This is a genomic window from Chitinophaga sp. 22308, from assembly GCF_052045305.1.
GTDB lineage: Bacteria > Bacteroidota > Bacteroidia > Chitinophagales > Chitinophagaceae > Chitinophaga > Chitinophaga varians_A.
On record NZ_JBQEOP010000002.1, the window covers coordinates 543691 to 559324 of the forward strand.

The 15634-nt window shown below is 50.2% G+C and carries 14 protein-coding genes; 6 read left to right on the forward strand and 8 right to left on the reverse strand.

Translation table 11 applies throughout. The annotated features are described in order from the left end of the window. Positions 1-132: 132 nt before the first annotated feature. The 5 genes from ACTJJS_RS08875 to nusB all read right to left on the reverse strand — a co-directional run bounded on the left by ACTJJS_RS08875 (position 133) and on the right by nusB (position 3003). Positions 133-447 (reverse strand): HesB/IscA family protein, encoded by a 315-nt coding sequence (locus ACTJJS_RS08875; protein ID WP_440663387.1) that lies wholly within the window; start codon positions 445-447, stop codon positions 133-135. A 70-nt stretch (positions 448-517) separates the two neighbouring features. Next, complete coding sequence (gene coaE, locus ACTJJS_RS08880; protein ID WP_168872586.1) at positions 518-1114, reverse strand: dephospho-CoA kinase; 597 nt, start codon at positions 1112-1114, stop codon at positions 518-520. Positions 1115-1207: 93 nt separating this feature from the next. Beyond that, positions 1208-1555: a preprotein translocase subunit YajC gene (gene yajC / locus ACTJJS_RS08885; protein WP_246496790.1), complete on the reverse strand. Its 348-nt coding sequence runs from the start codon at positions 1553-1555 to the stop codon at positions 1208-1210. Positions 1556-1592: 37 nt separating this feature from the next. Then, positions 1593-2036 carry a DUF1573 domain-containing protein gene (locus tag ACTJJS_RS08890; protein WP_168872587.1) on the reverse strand — a complete coding sequence of 148 codons (444 nt, stop codon included), beginning with the start codon at positions 2034-2036 and terminating at the stop codon, positions 1593-1595. A gap of 37 nt (positions 2037-2073) precedes the next feature. Next, complete coding sequence (gene nusB / locus ACTJJS_RS08895) at positions 2074-3003, reverse strand: transcription antitermination factor NusB (protein ID WP_168872588.1); 930 nt, start codon at positions 3001-3003, stop codon at positions 2074-2076. 319 nt (positions 3004-3322) lie between these two features. Between nusB and ACTJJS_RS08900 the strand changes: the two genes are divergently transcribed. The 6 genes from ACTJJS_RS08900 to ACTJJS_RS08925 all read left to right on the forward strand — a co-directional run bounded on the left by ACTJJS_RS08900 (position 3323) and on the right by ACTJJS_RS08925 (position 10904). Continuing rightward, positions 3323-3604, forward strand: coding sequence for a co-chaperone GroES (locus tag ACTJJS_RS08900; protein ID WP_078667864.1), 282 nt, complete (start codon positions 3323-3325; stop codon positions 3602-3604). A 56-nt stretch (positions 3605-3660) separates the two neighbouring features. Further along, the gene (gene groL / locus ACTJJS_RS08905) at positions 3661-5298 is read left to right on the forward strand and encodes a chaperonin GroEL (RefSeq protein WP_168872589.1); all 1638 of its coding nucleotides are present in this window, start codon (positions 3661-3663) and stop codon (positions 5296-5298) included. Between the two features lie 126 nt (positions 5299-5424). Next, positions 5425-5907, forward strand: coding sequence for an FKBP-type peptidyl-prolyl cis-trans isomerase (locus ACTJJS_RS08910; RefSeq protein WP_440663388.1), 483 nt, complete (start codon positions 5425-5427; stop codon positions 5905-5907). Between the two features lie 35 nt (positions 5908-5942). Continuing rightward, positions 5943-6419, forward strand: coding sequence for an FKBP-type peptidyl-prolyl cis-trans isomerase (locus tag ACTJJS_RS08915; RefSeq protein WP_440663389.1), 477 nt, complete (start codon positions 5943-5945; stop codon positions 6417-6419). A gap of 141 nt (positions 6420-6560) precedes the next feature. Further along, positions 6561-7988 carry an L-serine ammonia-lyase gene (locus ACTJJS_RS08920; protein WP_440663390.1) on the forward strand — a complete coding sequence of 476 codons (1428 nt, stop codon included), beginning with the start codon at positions 6561-6563 and terminating at the stop codon, positions 7986-7988. 114 nt (positions 7989-8102) lie between these two features. Continuing rightward, positions 8103-10904: a hypothetical protein gene (locus ACTJJS_RS08925; RefSeq protein ID WP_440663391.1), complete on the forward strand. Its 2802-nt coding sequence runs from the start codon at positions 8103-8105 to the stop codon at positions 10902-10904. A 71-nt stretch (positions 10905-10975) separates the two neighbouring features. Here the strand turns inward: ACTJJS_RS08925 and ACTJJS_RS08930 are convergent, their stop codons facing one another. The 3 genes from ACTJJS_RS08930 to ACTJJS_RS08940 form a co-directional block, all read right to left on the reverse strand. Further along, positions 10976-11461 (reverse strand): hypothetical protein, encoded by a 486-nt coding sequence (locus tag ACTJJS_RS08930; RefSeq protein WP_343744070.1) that lies wholly within the window; start codon positions 11459-11461, stop codon positions 10976-10978. 57 nt (positions 11462-11518) lie between these two features. Next, a complete protein-coding gene (locus ACTJJS_RS08935; RefSeq protein WP_440663392.1) occupies positions 11519-14164 on the reverse strand; it encodes a valine--tRNA ligase in 2646 nt (881 codons plus the stop codon). 237 nt (positions 14165-14401) lie between these two features. Then, positions 14402-15421, reverse strand: a complete 1020-nt coding sequence (locus tag ACTJJS_RS08940; protein WP_440663393.1) for a threonine aldolase family protein — start codon at positions 15419-15421, stop codon at positions 14402-14404. Positions 15422-15634 lie beyond the last annotated feature (213 nt).

The following is a 15634-nucleotide window of genomic DNA, read 5'->3' on the forward strand; positions in this document are numbered from 1 at the left end:
AAGTGATAGCTGAAAAATATGTTTGACAAAAAAGCCTGCTATGTTACATAGCAGGCTTTTTTTATTGATAAGCATTTTAACGGATATAAAGGTTATAGGCGTAATGCTGTATAAACACGCCTGAACAACATCTTAGCCCAGGACTTCAGCCCCGGGATTGCGGAATACAAAACCCCGGGCGTCCACTTCGTCCTGGTAATCCACTTCCAGGCCTGCGAGATACATGCCGTGTGCTTTTTTTATGATCACCGGGACGCCGGCAATGTCAAACAGGTCGTCATCTTCCCCCAATGCGTCAAATCCCAGCATATAAGCCATGCCGGAACATCCGCCGCCTTTTACGCCAATGCGCAGGTAAGGCGCTTCCACGTTGCCCTGCAGCAGTTGTTTTACTACAGCAGCGGCGTTGTCAGTGAGTTGCAGGGGGGCGGTAAAGGTGGTGGCCATGGGCTTCTGTTTTTTTCCAAAGGTAGGAAAAAGCCAGGGGAGTAGGGGCGATGGTATACGTAAGGTAACCTCAGGTGGCGGCGGCCAGCTGTAACAGCTGTGCATGGAGCGCCAGTACCTGCGGGATGACCATATGCTGTTCATCATTCTGGATAACGTAGTCGGACAAACGCATTTTGATCTTTTCGTCGATTTGTTTGTGCATACGGGCCAGCACTTCTTCCCGGGTGGCGTTGTCGCGTTTCATGACCCGCAGGATACGCAGGGGCTGGGGGGCATATACGCCAATGATTTTGTCGAGGTAATGGAAGGATTCGGATTCAAACAGCAGTGCGGCCTCTTTCAGCACATAGGGCGCTTTCTGTTGACTGGCCCAGAGGTTGGAATCGCGGATGGTGGCAGGGTGTACCAGGGAGTTGAGCAATGCCAGTTTATCTTTATCGTTGAACACGATGTTGCCCAGGTATTTACGGTTTAGCATGCCATTGGCGTCATAGGTTTCAGGGCCAAAGTGCCTGCGCACGGCAGCAGCCAGTTCCTGGTCACGGACCAGGATATCCTTGGCGCGTTCGTCCGCGTAATACACCGGGACGCCCAGGAGTTCAAATATCTTGCTGACGGTACTTTTGCCGGAACCGATACCACCGGTGATGCCTACCTTTAACATAAAATCCAGATGAATGAGTCAATATTGAAAGCTAAGTATAAAAAAAATCCCGGACGTAACGGCCGGGATTTTTTATACAGATTTGTTTGATGCTTATTTGGTTTCGGCCGGTTTCTGCTGTTGAGCGGAAGTGTATTCCATGCTGATCGCAGAACGTTCGATGGTGAAGCTGGTACCAGGACTAACTTCCACTACCAGGGTGTTATTGTCGTTTATTTTTTTCACTTTACCGTGGATGCCGGCTATGGTCACGATTTTATCGCCTTCTCTCAGGTTGTCAATGAATTGTTTCTGTTGTTTGGCTTTCTTGGTCTGCGGACGGATCATAAAAAGCCACATGATCAGGATCATACCGCCAAAAAACAGGATAGAAATCATTGGGCTACCGCCTTGCGCACCGCCTTGTGACGGCCCCATCAGTAAAATGTTCATGATGTTCATCGATAAATTGATTTAAATAGTTTGCCTAATCAGCGCTTTATTTTGTAATGATATTACACTGGATCTTAGGGCCTACCTGATAACCACCTTCCCGGTTGGTTTTGATGGATATCTCTTTTTCGGTATAGCCGGATTTTCCATGACTGTCGAATATAACCTTCATAAAGCCGGTTTCTCCCGGTTTAATGGGCTGTTTGGGCCATTCAGGCACTGTGCAGCCACAGCTGGAGATGGCATCCTCAATTACCAGCGGGCTGGTGCCGGTGTTGGTAAATTTAAAGGAATATTCCACCTTTTCTCCCTGGGTGATATCCCCAAAGTTATGCACCTTTTCTTCAAAAGAAAGATCTGATGCTTTACCGGCTTCAGCAGTAGTGCCGGAAGCAGCGGTCTGACCAGCGGTTTTATCTTTTGCCGGTTGGTTATTACAGGCAGCCATTAAGAGGGTGCCACAGGTAAGGAAACAGAGCAGTGTTTTCATAATGGTGTTGTTTTGGCCTAAAAATACTGCTTTCCACTTACTTTTTCGGACGGTCCTGTTTTTGTACGAGCGACTCTTTTTCAAGGTCTTTCAGGATGTTGTCCAGGATGCCATTGATGAACTGACCGCTTTGTGGCGTGCTGTACGCTTTGGCCAGATCGATGTATTCATTGATGGTCACTTTCGTCGGAATGGTAGGGAAATAGAGGAATTCGCAAACGCCCATTTCCATCAGCAGCATGTCTACCGCCGCGATACGCTCCGGGTCCCAGTTCTGCAACTTGGGTTTGATCAGCTCCAGGCAGTATTCTTTCTTGTCGATCACCGTCAGTAACAGTTCCCGCGCATAGTCCAGTTTTTCCTTGCTGATCAGTTGCAGGAAGTTGAACAGGTGCGGCTTGTTGAAATAGTTGCCCAGCAGAATGCCCATCATTTCCTCGTCATCGCTCCAGTGCAGGAAGGTATCTTCCATATGCTGGATAAACAGTTCGTTTTTGGCCAATATCTCCTTATAGATATATTCCAGTATCTCCTTTTCACCGGCTTTGGTGCGGCTTTCGTCCGCAATGTAGGCCTTATAGGTGTCGGTGGCTACCAGTATATTATAAAGCTTTCTGATCAGGTCCGTATCTGTCAGCTGGCGCATTTTCCACTGTTCCAGATTTACCTGAAAGCCTTTGTCGTTTGTTATCTGATAAATGAATTCATTACCTGCGATCTTGGTGTTCACCTGCAGGTCCTCGGCAGAGGGTAAGTGTTTGGAAGCACGGGTCTGAGCATCAGTTTCCGCGTATTGTGCCACCTGTACCACTGAATAAAGTAAGTAGGTAAAGATCTGGCAGGTCTGGTCCAGCTTCTCATTCAGAAGCCTTGTGGCCGTGCCCGGCTTAATATTGCTTTGCTCCATCGTTTCCAGGGCATAAAGTGTCTGCATTACTTTAACCCGGATATTTCTTCTACTGATCATCGTATAAAAAAGAACTGGTATAAGGGCGCAAAACTAGACAAAAATTTGGATATTTGATCATTTGGCCGTTTGATCATTCTGTCAGACCGGAACCGGAACAACGGAGACAATGCCATGAAAACAAATGACAAAATATCCGAATGTCTAAATCTGAAAACACTTTCCTGTCATTTTTTCCTGTGGGCTGTCATGATTTGTCAGTAATGAAAGCCTGTATTACATTTGCAATCTGCAATTTTGACCATAAAAACGCCTTGGCATAATTCTCGTGGCAAGGTGCATTCACAATTCAAACTACTTTCTTTAAATAAAAACTACTATGGCTAAGAAATTAAGTATTAAACCATTAGCTGACAGGATCATCGTAAAACCTGCAGCCGCTGAAGAGAAAACCGCAGGTGGTATCATCATCCCGGATACTGCAAAGGAAAAACCCGTTAAAGGAACCGTGGTAGCCGCCGGTCCTGGTAAAAAAGACGAGCCGGTGACTGTAAAAGTAGGTGACACTGTATTGTATGGCAAATACTCCGGTCAGGAACTGCCGATCGATGGCGAAGATTACCTGATCATGAGAGAATCCGATATCCTGGCTATCGTTTAATAACAGCCGGTTTGTGTTATTGTAAAAACTAATCTTTTAAATATCCTTAGAGCATTATGGCAAAACAATTATTCTTCAATATAGAGGCACGCAACAGAATGAAAAAGGGTGTTGATACCCTGGCTGATGCAGTAAAAGTAACCCTCGGTCCTAAAGGCCGTAACGTGGTGATCGAAAAGAAATTCGGCGCTCCCGGCGTAACTAAAGATGGTGTTACCGTTGCGAAAGAAATCGAACTGGAAGACGCTATCGAAAATATGGGCGCCCAGATGGTGAAGGAAGTTGCTTCCAAAACCGCTGACCTGGCAGGTGACGGTACTACCACTGCTACCGTACTGGCACAGGCTATCATCGGCGAAGGCCTGAAAAACGTGGCTGCCGGCGCTAACCCAATGGACCTGAAACGCGGTATCGACAAAGCGGTGAAAGCTATCGTTGAAAACCTGAAAAAACAGTCCGAAAAAGTTGGTAACGACAACAAAAAAATCGAACAGGTTGCTTCTATCTCCGCTAACAATGACTCCGAAATCGGTAAACTGATCGCGGAAGCCATGAAAAAAGTAACCAAAGACGGCGTAATCACCGTAGAAGAAGCGAAAGGTACCGACACTACTGTTGAAGTAGTAGAAGGTATGCAGTTCGACCGCGGTTACCTGTCTCCTTACTTCATCACCAACAGCGAAAAAATGCAGGCTGAACTGCAGAACCCTTACATCCTGATCTATGACAAAAAGATCAGCACCATGAAGGATATCCTGCACATCCTGGAAAAAGTGGCCCAGCAAGGCGCTCCGCTGGTGATCATCTCTGAAGATCTGGAAGGTGAAGCACTGGCAACCCTCGTGGTAAACAAACTGCGTGGTACCCTGAAAGTAGCTGCTGTAAAAGCTCCTGGCTTCGGCGACAGAAGAAAAGACATGCTGCAGGACATCGCTACCCTCACCGGTGGTATCGTTATCAGCGAAGAACAAGGTTACAAACTGGAAAACGCTGACCTCACTTACCTGGGTAAAGCTGAATCCGTAACTATCGATAAAGACAATACTACCGTTGTAGGTGGTAAAGGCCAGAAAAAAGACATCCAGGCCCGCATCGGTCAGATCAAAGCACAAATCGAAGTAACTACTTCCGACTACGACCGCGAAAAACTGCAGGAACGCCTCGCTAAACTGAGCGGCGGTGTGGCTGTACTGTACGTAGGTGCTGCTACCGAAGTGGAAATGAAAGAGAAAAAAGACCGCGTAGACGACGCCCTGCACGCTACCCGCGCTGCTGTGGAAGAAGGTATCGTACCGGGCGGTGGTGTGGCTTACATCCGCGCTATCGAATCTCTCGATAAACTGAAAGGTGATAACAACGACGAACAAACCGGTATCGCTATCATCAAACGCGCTATCGAAGAACCACTGCGCCAAATCACTGCTAACGCTGGTATCGAAGGTTCCATCGTTGTACAGAAAGTGAAAGAAGGTAAAGGTGACTTCGGTTTCAACGCCCGCACTGAAGTATATGAAAAAATGCTGGCTGCCGGTGTTATCGACCCAACTAAAGTTAGCCGTATCGCACTCGAAAACGCCGCTTCCATCGCTGGTATGCTGCTGACCACCGAATGCGTGATCGCTGACAAACCTGAACCTAAATCCGCTGCTCCTGCTATGCCAGGTGGTGGACACGGTATGGGCATGGACTACTAATCAGTCTTATTACCATAAAAAAGAAACTCCTGCAGGCCTTTCTGCGGGAGTTTTTTTTATCTTGTAACTTTACCGCCGGTATTGCGTTACACAGGTACCCCTGGTAATTAAATTAATGAACACTGAATGAAGTTATTGCTGAAAATAGCCCTGGCATGCCTGCCGGTACTAACAATGCTCTCCTGCTCCAAAAAAGCAGATGAGATGATGCCCATGGCCACGGCGGAAACAGATACCCGTATACAACAATATCTCTTTGCCCATAACGAAATTGCGGTACGTGACCCGTCCGGCCTCTATTACCGCGTCTATAATCCCGGTGACAGTATTCATTACCTGAAACCGACATCCATCGCCTTTGTCAACTATACCAACCAACTGATTGACGGTACCGTCGTAGACGCCTCTTTCGATGTGACCAACTTCAACAACAGAACACTTAAAAATCATATTCCCGGCTGGCAGATAGGACTGGGTAAAATTTCAAAAGGTGGCAGAATACGGATGTACATCCCGCCATACCTCGCCTTTGGTAGCACCGGCGTGCCCAATATTGTTCCACCCAACGCCATCCTCATCTCCGATGTGGAACTGGTAGACGTCAGGTAATTTTTGTGTAACTATAAAATCCAAATATCAACGGAATGAAGAAAGTTTTTTTACTGGGAGGGCTAGGCCTGGCTTTACTGGCGGCCTGCTCCAAAAAAGACGATACACCAACTTATGATGCTGTTGCACAGTATGACGCTGACAGCACCATTATCGTCAATTACCTGAAAACCAATAACATCACCGCTTCCCATGATCCGCGCAGCATCTTCTGGCAGATCATCGACAGCGGCGATGTGGCCAACAAACCTACTCCCACCAGTAACGTGACCGTGAAATATGCCGGCACTTTCGTGGATGGAAAAGCGTTCGACAGCAACGATAACATCAGCTTTGACCTGAACGGCGTAATTACCGGCTGGACCATCGGTATTCCCAAAATCGGAAAAGGAGGACGCATCAAACTGTTCCTGCCTTCCATCTACGCATACGGCCCCGGTGGCAGAGGAAGCATTCCGCCAAACGCTGTCCTGCTGTTCGACGTAACACTGAAAGACCTCGTTAAAAAATAAATCTCCCGGGCTGACCCCAACAGGTCAGCCCTTTTTATGTCGTCTCCCTCCTCACTTCCAAACATAAATCGTTAAATAACAAAATCCGTAAATAACTGAATATGTAAAATGGCCTATTTTTACAGGTAAATCAATAATGTAGTGGCACACGAATGTATTTCCGTATTTGACATTTTTAAGATTGGCATTGGTCCGTCCAGCTCTCATACTTTAGGCCCCTGGAGGGCCGCCCAGCGATTCCTGCATGAACTGGATACCGCCGGAAAACTTTCTTCCGTAACCGGTTTACAGGTACTGCTCTATGGTTCCCTCGCTAAAACCGGCCATGGTCACGGCACCGATATCGCCGTTCTGCTGGGCCTCTGCGGTGATGACCCCGTTACTTTCGATGTTAATAAAATCAACAGTAAAATAGATGACCTGCGCCGTACCCGTAAAATGATGCTGGCCGGCAAATATGAAATTGATTTTGATCCGGTGGAAGACATAGAATTCCTCTTCGAGGAATCCCTGCCATTCCACCCCAACGCACTCGTTTTCCTCGTCACCTTCGCCGATGGCGATAAACGCGCAGCTACCTATTACTCTATTGGTGGCGGTTTTGTGGTGCAGGAAGGCGAAGCAAACGGCGGTGCTGCCTCGGTAGACCTGCCTTTTCCCATTGATACGGCCCGGCAACTGCTGCAGTTCTGCATTAAAACAGGTTTCAGCATCTCTGAACTGGTCATGGAAAATGAACTGGCCTGGAGACCGGAAGCCGAAACCCGTGCCGGCGTGCTCAATATCTGGCGTGTGATGCAGGAATGCACCTACCGCGGCTGTCATACCACGGGAGAACTGCCCGGAGGCCTGAAAGTGGCCCGCCGTGCTGCTGCGCTCAATAAAAAACTCCTGAAAGGACGCACTTATACCGATTATCATTCGTGGATAGAAGTTATCCGCGCCGGCGGCGCACATTTCACCTATACGCTCGACTGGGTGAGCTGTTTCGCCCTCGCCGTCAATGAAGAAAATGCTTCCTTTGGCCGCGTGGTGACTGCACCTACCAATGGCGCTGCAGGCGTAATTCCGGCGGTGCTGCAATACTATATCGCATTCTGCGACGGCCTGCACGACGATAAAATCATGCAGTTCCTGCTCACCGCCTCAGAAATAGGCAGCATCTTCAAAAAACGCTCTACCATCTCCGCTGCCATGGGCGGATGCCAGGCGGAAATAGGCGTTTCCTCTGCCATGGCCGCTGCGGCGTTGACAGAATGCCTCGGCGGATCTCAACGCCAGGTGCTCATGGCTGCCGAAATAGCCATGGAACACCATCTCGGCCTGACCTGTGACCCTATCGGCGGACTGGTTCAGATTCCCTGCATTGAAAGAAACACCATGGGCGCTATCAAAGCCATCACGGCCTCTCAACTGGCGTTGCAAAGCAACCCTGAACTGGCCAAGGTTTCCCTCGACGCGGTCGTGAAAACCATGTGGGACACCGCCCTGGACATGAACTCTAAATACAAGGAAACGTCCGACGGCGGCCTCGCTGTCAACATCCCCATCAGTCTCAGCGAATGCTAACATAAAGTACGGAAACAGCGGTACAGGGCTCAGGATTTTAAATATGTTTATATTAAGAAAGAAACATATTTTCGTTTTGCGCTCAGTACCGCAATTCGTAATCCGTATTTTTTTATGCGTCACTACTTCTGGCTCCTGTTTTTGTCAACTTCCGCTGCCGCCCAACAATTCGGGGGCAACCCTCCTTCCCTGAAATGGCAACAGATCAATACCGACACTGTCCGCGTTATCTTCCCCAAGGGGATGGGCCAGCAAGGAGAACGTGTAGCCAATATCGTTACCTGGCTCAATAAAAATACCCGCAGCTCTATCGGTCCGCTCGAAAGGAAGGTGGATATCGTGCTGCAGAACCAAACGATGCAGTCAAACGGATACGTGCAGCTAGGCCCCTTCCGTTCTGAATTCTACCTGGCCCCGTCTCCTTCATCGCAGGACCTTGGCTCTCTCAACTGGACGGAACAACTGGCGCTCCATGAATACCGCCATGTGCTGCAAAACATGAACTTCCGCCAGGGCGTGTCTAAAGTGTTTTCCTGGCTGGGCGGACAACTGGGACAGGCGGCCGCCACCAATATCGCGGTGCCCAACTGGTTCTGGGAGGGTGATGCGGTGATCAATGAAACGGCTTTCAGTCAACAGGGGAGAGGCCGGCTGCCCGCTTTTTTTGACGGTTTCCGCGCCCTGTCGCTCGAAGACAAGCGCTACAGCTATATGAAAATCCGCAACGGCTCCTACCGCGATTTTATTCCCGACCATTATCCGCTGGGATACCTCTTATCCACCTATGGCCGTAACCACTATGGCAACGACTTCTGGAAGGGCGTTACCAGCGATGCGGTCCGTTACCGCGGCGTTTTTTATCCCTTCTCCCAAAGCCTGAAAAAACGTACCGGCAAAAATATTACTGCTTTCTATAACGCCATGCTGGCGGAATACCAGCCACAGTGGAACAGCTACGCGGCCCGTCCGGACACTACGCCGGCAATACCGGTTACCACCGCCGGCCGTACGGTGACCAATTATAAATATGTCTATGCCGCCGGTCCTGGTGAGTGGATCGTGCTGAAAGACGCTTTTAATAAAGTGCCCGGCATCTACCGCCTTGGCAGCAACGGGGAAGAACACCTGCTGGTAAGGCCCGGCATTGTATACAATGATTTCTTCAGCTATCGTAACCAACGTATCGTATGGGCCGCTGCCCGTTTCGATGCCCGCTGGGGATGGAAAAACTTTTCCGTTATCCGTATCCACGACAACGCCAGCGGTAGTACGAAAACAGTGTCTCCCCGCGGTAAGTTCTTCTCCCCGGATATCAGCAACGACGGCGGGAAAGTGGTGGCTGCGTCTATCACGCCGGACATGCATTACAGCCTCCGGCTGATCAACACTTCCACCGGCACGGTGGAAAAAGTACTGCCCAACCCGCACAACTGGTACTATACCTTCCCCCGTTTTACGGCTGATGATAAAGCCGTTATCAGCGCGGTCCGTAACGAACGGGGCGAAATGGCGCTCGTGCAGCAGTCGCTGCAAACGGACGAAGTCACGGAACTGACCCCTTTCAGCTTCGTTGTGCTGGGCATACCTGCCGTACAGGGCGACACGGTGTATTTCACCGCATCTACCCGTGATGTGAACAACGTATATGCGCTCACGTTATCTGACAGGAAAACATATGAAATCACAGACCGGGGGAACAGCGCCTTGCACATGGCCGCTTCGCCGCAGCAGGACAGCCTGGTGTTCAGCGAGTTCACCACAGCCGGCTATCGCCTGTACCGCGCGCCGCTGAAAACGGCCTGGAAAGAAACAGCCGTGGCGCAGGCCCGGCACAGCAAATGGCTGGAGCCGTCTGATAAAGAAGGGGCCAACATTCTGGACATCGTGCCGCATGACTCGCTGCCGGTGAAGAAATACGCGCTCTTTACACGTCCGTTCAATTTCCACAGCTGGGTGCCTTCTTTTAACGAGCCCGATTACAGTATCTCGCTGTTGGGCGAAAACATACTGAACACCACCAATACCTCTTTGGGATATACCTACAACCGGAATGAAGGATACTCCGATCTGGGAGCCAGCTTCACTTTCGGCGGATGGTTCCCTTATCTCAATACCGGCGTGGACTATATATTTAACCGCAATACAGTGGCGCCAAATATCGGGCGCATTTACTGGAATGAGCTGACCTGGCACGCCGGGTTGTCGCTTCCGCTGAATTTTTCGTCGGGACTGTATAGCCGCAGCCTTGTCATTGGCGGCGATTACAATATTCTGCATCGTTATCCGCAGGGAAATTTCAAGTTCAGGAACGACAACCTGCAATACCTGAGCAGCCGGCTGATATTCAGTAACATGCGGATCAAAGCCAAACAGAACATCTATAGCCATTTCGGCCAGTATATCGCGCTGTATTACAATCACTCAATGGGCAATCCCTTCGCGGAACAGCTGTATGGCCGCATAGATCAATATCTTCCGGGATTCTCCCAAAACCACAGTATCGTATTGCAGGCCGCCTACCGGCAACGTGATCAGAACTTTAACTATACGTTTACAGACAATTTCGTGTATGCGAGAGGGTATAATACCCCTTTCTACGACCGGATATATAAGCTGGGAGCCAACTACCACCTGCCTTTGGCATATCCTGACTGGGGCTTTGCGCAGGTCCTTTATTTCAGTCGGATCAGGGGGAATCTGTTTTACGATTATAGCATGGCGCGGGATTTCATCAACAAACGGGACAACCGCTATACTTCAGCCGGGGCAGAACTTTTCCTGGATACCCGTATCGGCAATACGCTGCCGTTTACCTGTGGGGTGCGGTTCAGCCACCTGTTTGACAAAGACCCGGTTGACAATGCACAGAACAGGGTGGACTTTATCCTGCCATTGCAGCAGCTGTTTAACTACTAAAGAGTTTTTATATAACAAAGGGCCCATGAATACCAGTATTCATGGGCCCTTTGTTATATAATGTTGAAAACCTATTTCACGTCTATCCGTAAGGACGGTGCCCGGTAAAGTTTATCAGGCGCATATTCAATCAGGATATCATCAAAGTACAACACGTCTCCCTGTTGCAGGCTCTCTTTCAGGCGTGTGCTCCAGAGCGCCGGAAGGCGGGAGGTTTTGAAGTTGTCCCCGGTAAAGTCCTTATAAATGGCGGCCTGGCCGGTAGTATCGTTCAGGTAAGGTTGATGCTGTTCGTAAGTAAAGGCGAAAGAGATCACCTGGTAAACGTGGTTCTTCTCATCACGTACCACCAGTGCGGAGTCCAGCAGCTTTACCACCTGGCTTTTCGGCAGCGTGTCGCTGAGGAAGAGCCCCCAGCTGCTGCGAAGTTTCGCGGGCCGCTTGTTGGTCGCCGGTGAGGCTTTGGTAGCAGGAGCGGGCTTTTTACCGGATTGGGCAAAAGTGCTCACGTTGATCGTCAACAGCAGGAAAATGAATGCGGACAGGTGTTTCAGCATGATAGTGACGGGATAAAAAAATCGCCCGGTATACTAACGACCGGGCGATTGCAAAAATTATAAAGATTTCAAACTTTCCGTTATCGCCAGGATTTTTGCTTCGGCGTCTGCTTTCTTGCGTCTTTCAGCCTCTACAACTTCCGGTTTGGCATTTTGAACGAACCGTTCGTTGGCCAGTTTGTTTTCCACCGACTTCAGGAAGCCCTGTTGATACTCGAGATCTTTGAGCAGGGATTCTTTCTGCGCGGTGGTGTCCAGTACTGTTTCTGTGCCGAGGTAGAATTTATCTTTCTGTACCACGAGCGTAATACAGCCGGGAACCGCTTCCTGTACGTAATGTACTGCTTTTGCATTGACCTGTTTGGCGATGGTGTCTTCAATTTGTTTGAAGGCATTCTCGTGTTTGGTTTCGATATGCAGTACAATCGGGTCTTTGGGTTTGATCTGGTTTTTAACACGGGCGTCGCGGATGCCGGTGATCACTTCCTGTGCCAGTACGCCTTCCAGCAGGGCGGCGTGTACCGGGGCGGCAGGGGTGGTGAATTGTTTCATCATCAGTACATCAGCTTCGTCGCGTACATTCAGCAACTGGTATATCTCTTCCGTGATGAACGGCATGTACGGGTGCAGCAGCTGCATCAGTTGTTCAAAGAAAGATACTGTCTGGGCGTATACCGCAGCGGAGATGGGTTGTTCGAAACCAGGTTTAACCCATTCGAGGTACCAGCCGCAGAAATCGTCCCAGATGAGGCTGTACAAAGCTTTCAGGCCTTCGCTGAGACGGAAGTCGTTGTGCAGGGTGGCTACCTGTGCCTGTACTTCGTTCAGGCGGCTTTGGAACCATCTGATCGGGAAGAGGCCGGAAGCGTCCACATCGTCAGTAGCCTGACGGGATTCCCACATTTTCACCAGCTTCAGGGCGTTCCATATTTTATTGTTGAAGTTACGGCCCTGGTCGCAGCTGGAAGTATCGAACAGCAGGTCGTTTCCGGCCGGAGAGCTGATCATTACGCCAAAGCGTACGGCGTCGGCGCCGTAGCTGTGAATGAGTTCCAGCAGGTCTGGTGAGTTGCCAAGTTGTTTACTCATCTTGCGGCCTTCCTTGTCTCTTACCATGCCGGTAAAGTACACGTCGCTGAAAGGCTTTTGCCCGTTGAATTCCAGGCCGGCCATGATCATGCGGGCCACCCAGAAGAAAATGATATCCTGACCGGTCACCAGTACGGAACCGGGGTAGTAGTATTTGTAATCTTCGTTGTCCGGGCTGGAAATACCGTTGAACACTTCCATGGGCCAGAGCCAGGAGGAGAACCAGGTATCCAGGCAGTCTTCGTCCTGTTTCAGGTCTGCCGCGGTGAGCGTGATGCCTTTTTTTGCAAACTGCGCTACTGCTTCTTCTGCGGTGGCGGCCACCTCGAAGGTGCCGTCGGCAGTGTACCAGGCAGGGATCTGTTGTCCCCACCAGAGCTGACGGGAGATACACCAGTCCTTCACGTTTTCCATCCAGTATTTGTACGTCGCGAGGAAGCGGTCGCCGGGATGTATCCTTACGTCGCCTTCCACAACTGCGTCCAGCGCTGGTTTGGCGATATCGGCCATCTTTACGAACCACTGGGTGGAGATGCGCGGTTCCACTACCGTGGTAGGGTTACGTTGACTGTAGCCCAGGCGGGTAGTATAGGCTTCTTCTTTCACCAGCTGGCCGGCCTCTGCGAGGGCGGCTACTGTTTTCTTACGGGCCACGAAACGGTCTTCGCCCACAAATACGACGGCGGCAGCGCTCAGGGTGCCGTCTTCGTTGAGGGTGTCGATGATCTCGAGGTTATGTTTCAGACCAAGGTTGTAGTCGTTGATATCGTGTGCAGGCGTCACTTTCAGGGCGCCGGTACCAAAGGCTTTGTCTACGTATGTATCGAAGATAATGGGCACGGGGCGGTTTACCAGCGGTACGATGGCAAAGTGGCCTTTCAGGTGCGCATATCTTTCATCTTCCGGATTTACGCAGATGGCGGTGTCGCCCATGATGGTCTCGGGGCGCTGCGTGGCGATGGTAATGAATTCGCCGGTAGGCTTGCCTTCCGCGTCAGTGATGGCATATTTCACGTGATAGAGGAAGCCCTGGATGTCTTTGTATTCCACTTCCTCATCGCTCAAAGCTGTTTTTGCTTTGGGGTCCCAGTTGATCATACGGGCGCCGCGATAGATCAGGCCTTTATTATACAGTTCCACGAACACTTTGATCACCGCTTTATAATAGTGGTCGTCCATGGTAAAGGTCACCCTGTCCCAGTCGCAGGAGCAGCCGAGCTTTTTGATCTGTTGGTAGATGATGCCACCGTATTTGTCCTTCCATTCAAAGGCGTGTTTGAGGAATTCCTCGCGGGACAGCTGGGATTTTTCGATCCCTTTTTCCCGTTTCAGCATGTCCACCACTTTGGCTTCAGTGGCGATGGACGCGTGGTCGGAACCGGGTACCCAGCAGGCGTTGAAACCGCTCATACGGGCGCGGCGCACCAGTATGTCCTGGACAGTTTCATTGAGGGTATGGCCAAGATGCAAGACCCCGGTGACGTTAGGCGGGGGGATCACTACAGTAAAGGGCTGGCGGCTGTCCGGCGTAGAGTGGAAATAGCCTTTGTCCATCCAGTGTTGGTACCATTTGTCTTCAACCGTTGCAGGCAGGTAATTTTTCGAAAGTTCCATGCTATTCATAATATAAGTCTGCAAAAATAACGGAGATTGACCAGAGAAGGAAATAATGACGCAGAATATTAGCCCGGAGCGTTGGCCGCAGGGGAAAGGACGGAGTGCCGGTGTGCCTGCGTTTTGCTGCTGTTGGCTGCATGCCGGCCGCACCGGACGGTTTTGGTGCAAAAAAAAAGTGCATCATCAGATGCACCTTTTGCTGCAGATAAGTGTCTTTATATATAGACGGTACCGTTACATGGTTTCGGAGATCACCTGGCAGGTTTTCGCCACCATGTCAGGTGTGATATCAAGATGGACCACCATTCTGACCTGTGTGGGCGAGATGGGGATGACGAGTACGCCTTCTCTGTGGAAGTGGTCTGTCAGTTTTTTGGGCGTCCATTCGCCGGTGACTTCAAAGATGAGAATATTGGTTTCCACGGGCAGCATATGGCCAACGAAAGTTTTCTCCAGCAGGGCAGCCGCTATTTGTTTGGCATGCTGATGGTCTTCTTCGAGGCGCTGGATGTTGTTTTCCATGGCGTAGATGCCGGTAGCGGCCATGAAGCCTGCCTGCCGCAGGCCGCCGCCCAGTCTTTTCCGTACACGGCGGGCTTCGCGGATGAAAGCTTTGCTGCCAAGGAGCACGGAGCCCATGGGGCAGCCCATTCCTTTGTTGAGGCATACAGAGATGCTGTCGAATGTCTGTCCGTAAGTCCTGGGATCTTGTCCTGTAGCTACCAGGGCATTGAAGAGGCGGGCGCCGTCGATATGAAGGGCCAGTTTATGCTGGTTGCATACCTGCCGGATGCGGAGCACCTCTTCCCAGTCATAGCAACATCCGCCGCCGCGGTTGGAGGTGTTTTCGAGGCATACCAGGCTGGTGCGGGCTTTGTGCACATCGTCGGGATTGTTGATGGCAGCTTCCACCTGGGCAGCGGTGATCATGCCACGGTCGCCGGTGATGGCCTGTACCTGGGCGCCGGAAGTGGCCGCAATGCCGCCTCCCTCATAAATATACACATGGGCGAGGTCGCTGCAAACCACTTCATCCCCTGGCAACGTATGTATTTTGATGGCAATCTGATTGCTCATTGTGCCGGAAGGGCAGTAAATAGCTGCCTCTTTGCCAAAGTAATCTGCCATCATGGCTTCCAGTTTATTAACGCTGGGATCTTCACCGAAAACGTCGTCTCCTGTTTCAGCCTGTAACATGGCCTGTAACATGCCAGGACCGGGGCGTGTAAAAGTATCGCTGCGAAAGTCTATCATATGATTGAATAATTTGCAAGGACTTTGACAATAAATTAGTTAAGATGCTAATTTAATAATGATTATTTATCAATTGTTAAAATTTGCATAAAGCGTGTGGCAACAAGGACTAAAGCACTATAAAATATCGTTATAAAACTGTACTTTGTTATAGCGAAGACGAAAAAAAGAAGGATTTGGTAGAGTGGTGGGTTAGCACGATCTTTGCAGGCT

Coding starts and splice junctions, on each gene's coding strand:
- ACTJJS_RS08875 (WP_440663387.1), bottom strand. CDS start 447: ATGGCCACCACCTTTACCGCCCCCCTGCAACTCACTGACAACGCCGCT.
- coaE (WP_168872586.1), bottom strand. CDS start 1,114: ATGTTAAAGGTAGGCATCACCGGTGGTATCGGTTCCGGCAAAAGTACC.
- yajC (WP_246496790.1), bottom strand. CDS start 1,555: ATGAACATCATGAACATTTTACTGATGGGGCCGTCACAAGGCGGTGCG.
- ACTJJS_RS08890 (WP_168872587.1), bottom strand. CDS start 2,036: ATGAAAACACTGCTCTGTTTCCTTACCTGTGGCACCCTCTTAATGGCT.
- nusB (WP_168872588.1), bottom strand. CDS start 3,003: ATGATCAGTAGAAGAAATATCCGGGTTAAAGTAATGCAGACACTTTAT.
- ACTJJS_RS08900 (WP_078667864.1), top strand. CDS start 3,323: ATGGCTAAGAAATTAAGTATTAAACCATTAGCTGACAGGATCATCGTA.
- groL (WP_168872589.1), top strand. CDS start 3,661: ATGGCAAAACAATTATTCTTCAATATAGAGGCACGCAACAGAATGAAA.
- ACTJJS_RS08910 (WP_440663388.1), top strand. CDS start 5,425: ATGAAGTTATTGCTGAAAATAGCCCTGGCATGCCTGCCGGTACTAACA.
- ACTJJS_RS08915 (WP_440663389.1), top strand. CDS start 5,943: ATGAAGAAAGTTTTTTTACTGGGAGGGCTAGGCCTGGCTTTACTGGCG.
- ACTJJS_RS08925 (WP_440663391.1), top strand. CDS start 8,103: ATGCGTCACTACTTCTGGCTCCTGTTTTTGTCAACTTCCGCTGCCGCC.
- ACTJJS_RS08930 (WP_343744070.1), bottom strand. CDS start 11,461: ATGCTGAAACACCTGTCCGCATTCATTTTCCTGCTGTTGACGATCAAC.
- ACTJJS_RS08935 (WP_440663392.1), bottom strand. CDS start 14,164: ATGGAACTTTCGAAAAATTACCTGCCTGCAACGGTTGAAGACAAATGG.
- ACTJJS_RS08940 (WP_440663393.1), bottom strand. CDS start 15,421: ATGATAGACTTTCGCAGCGATACTTTTACACGCCCCGGTCCTGGCATG.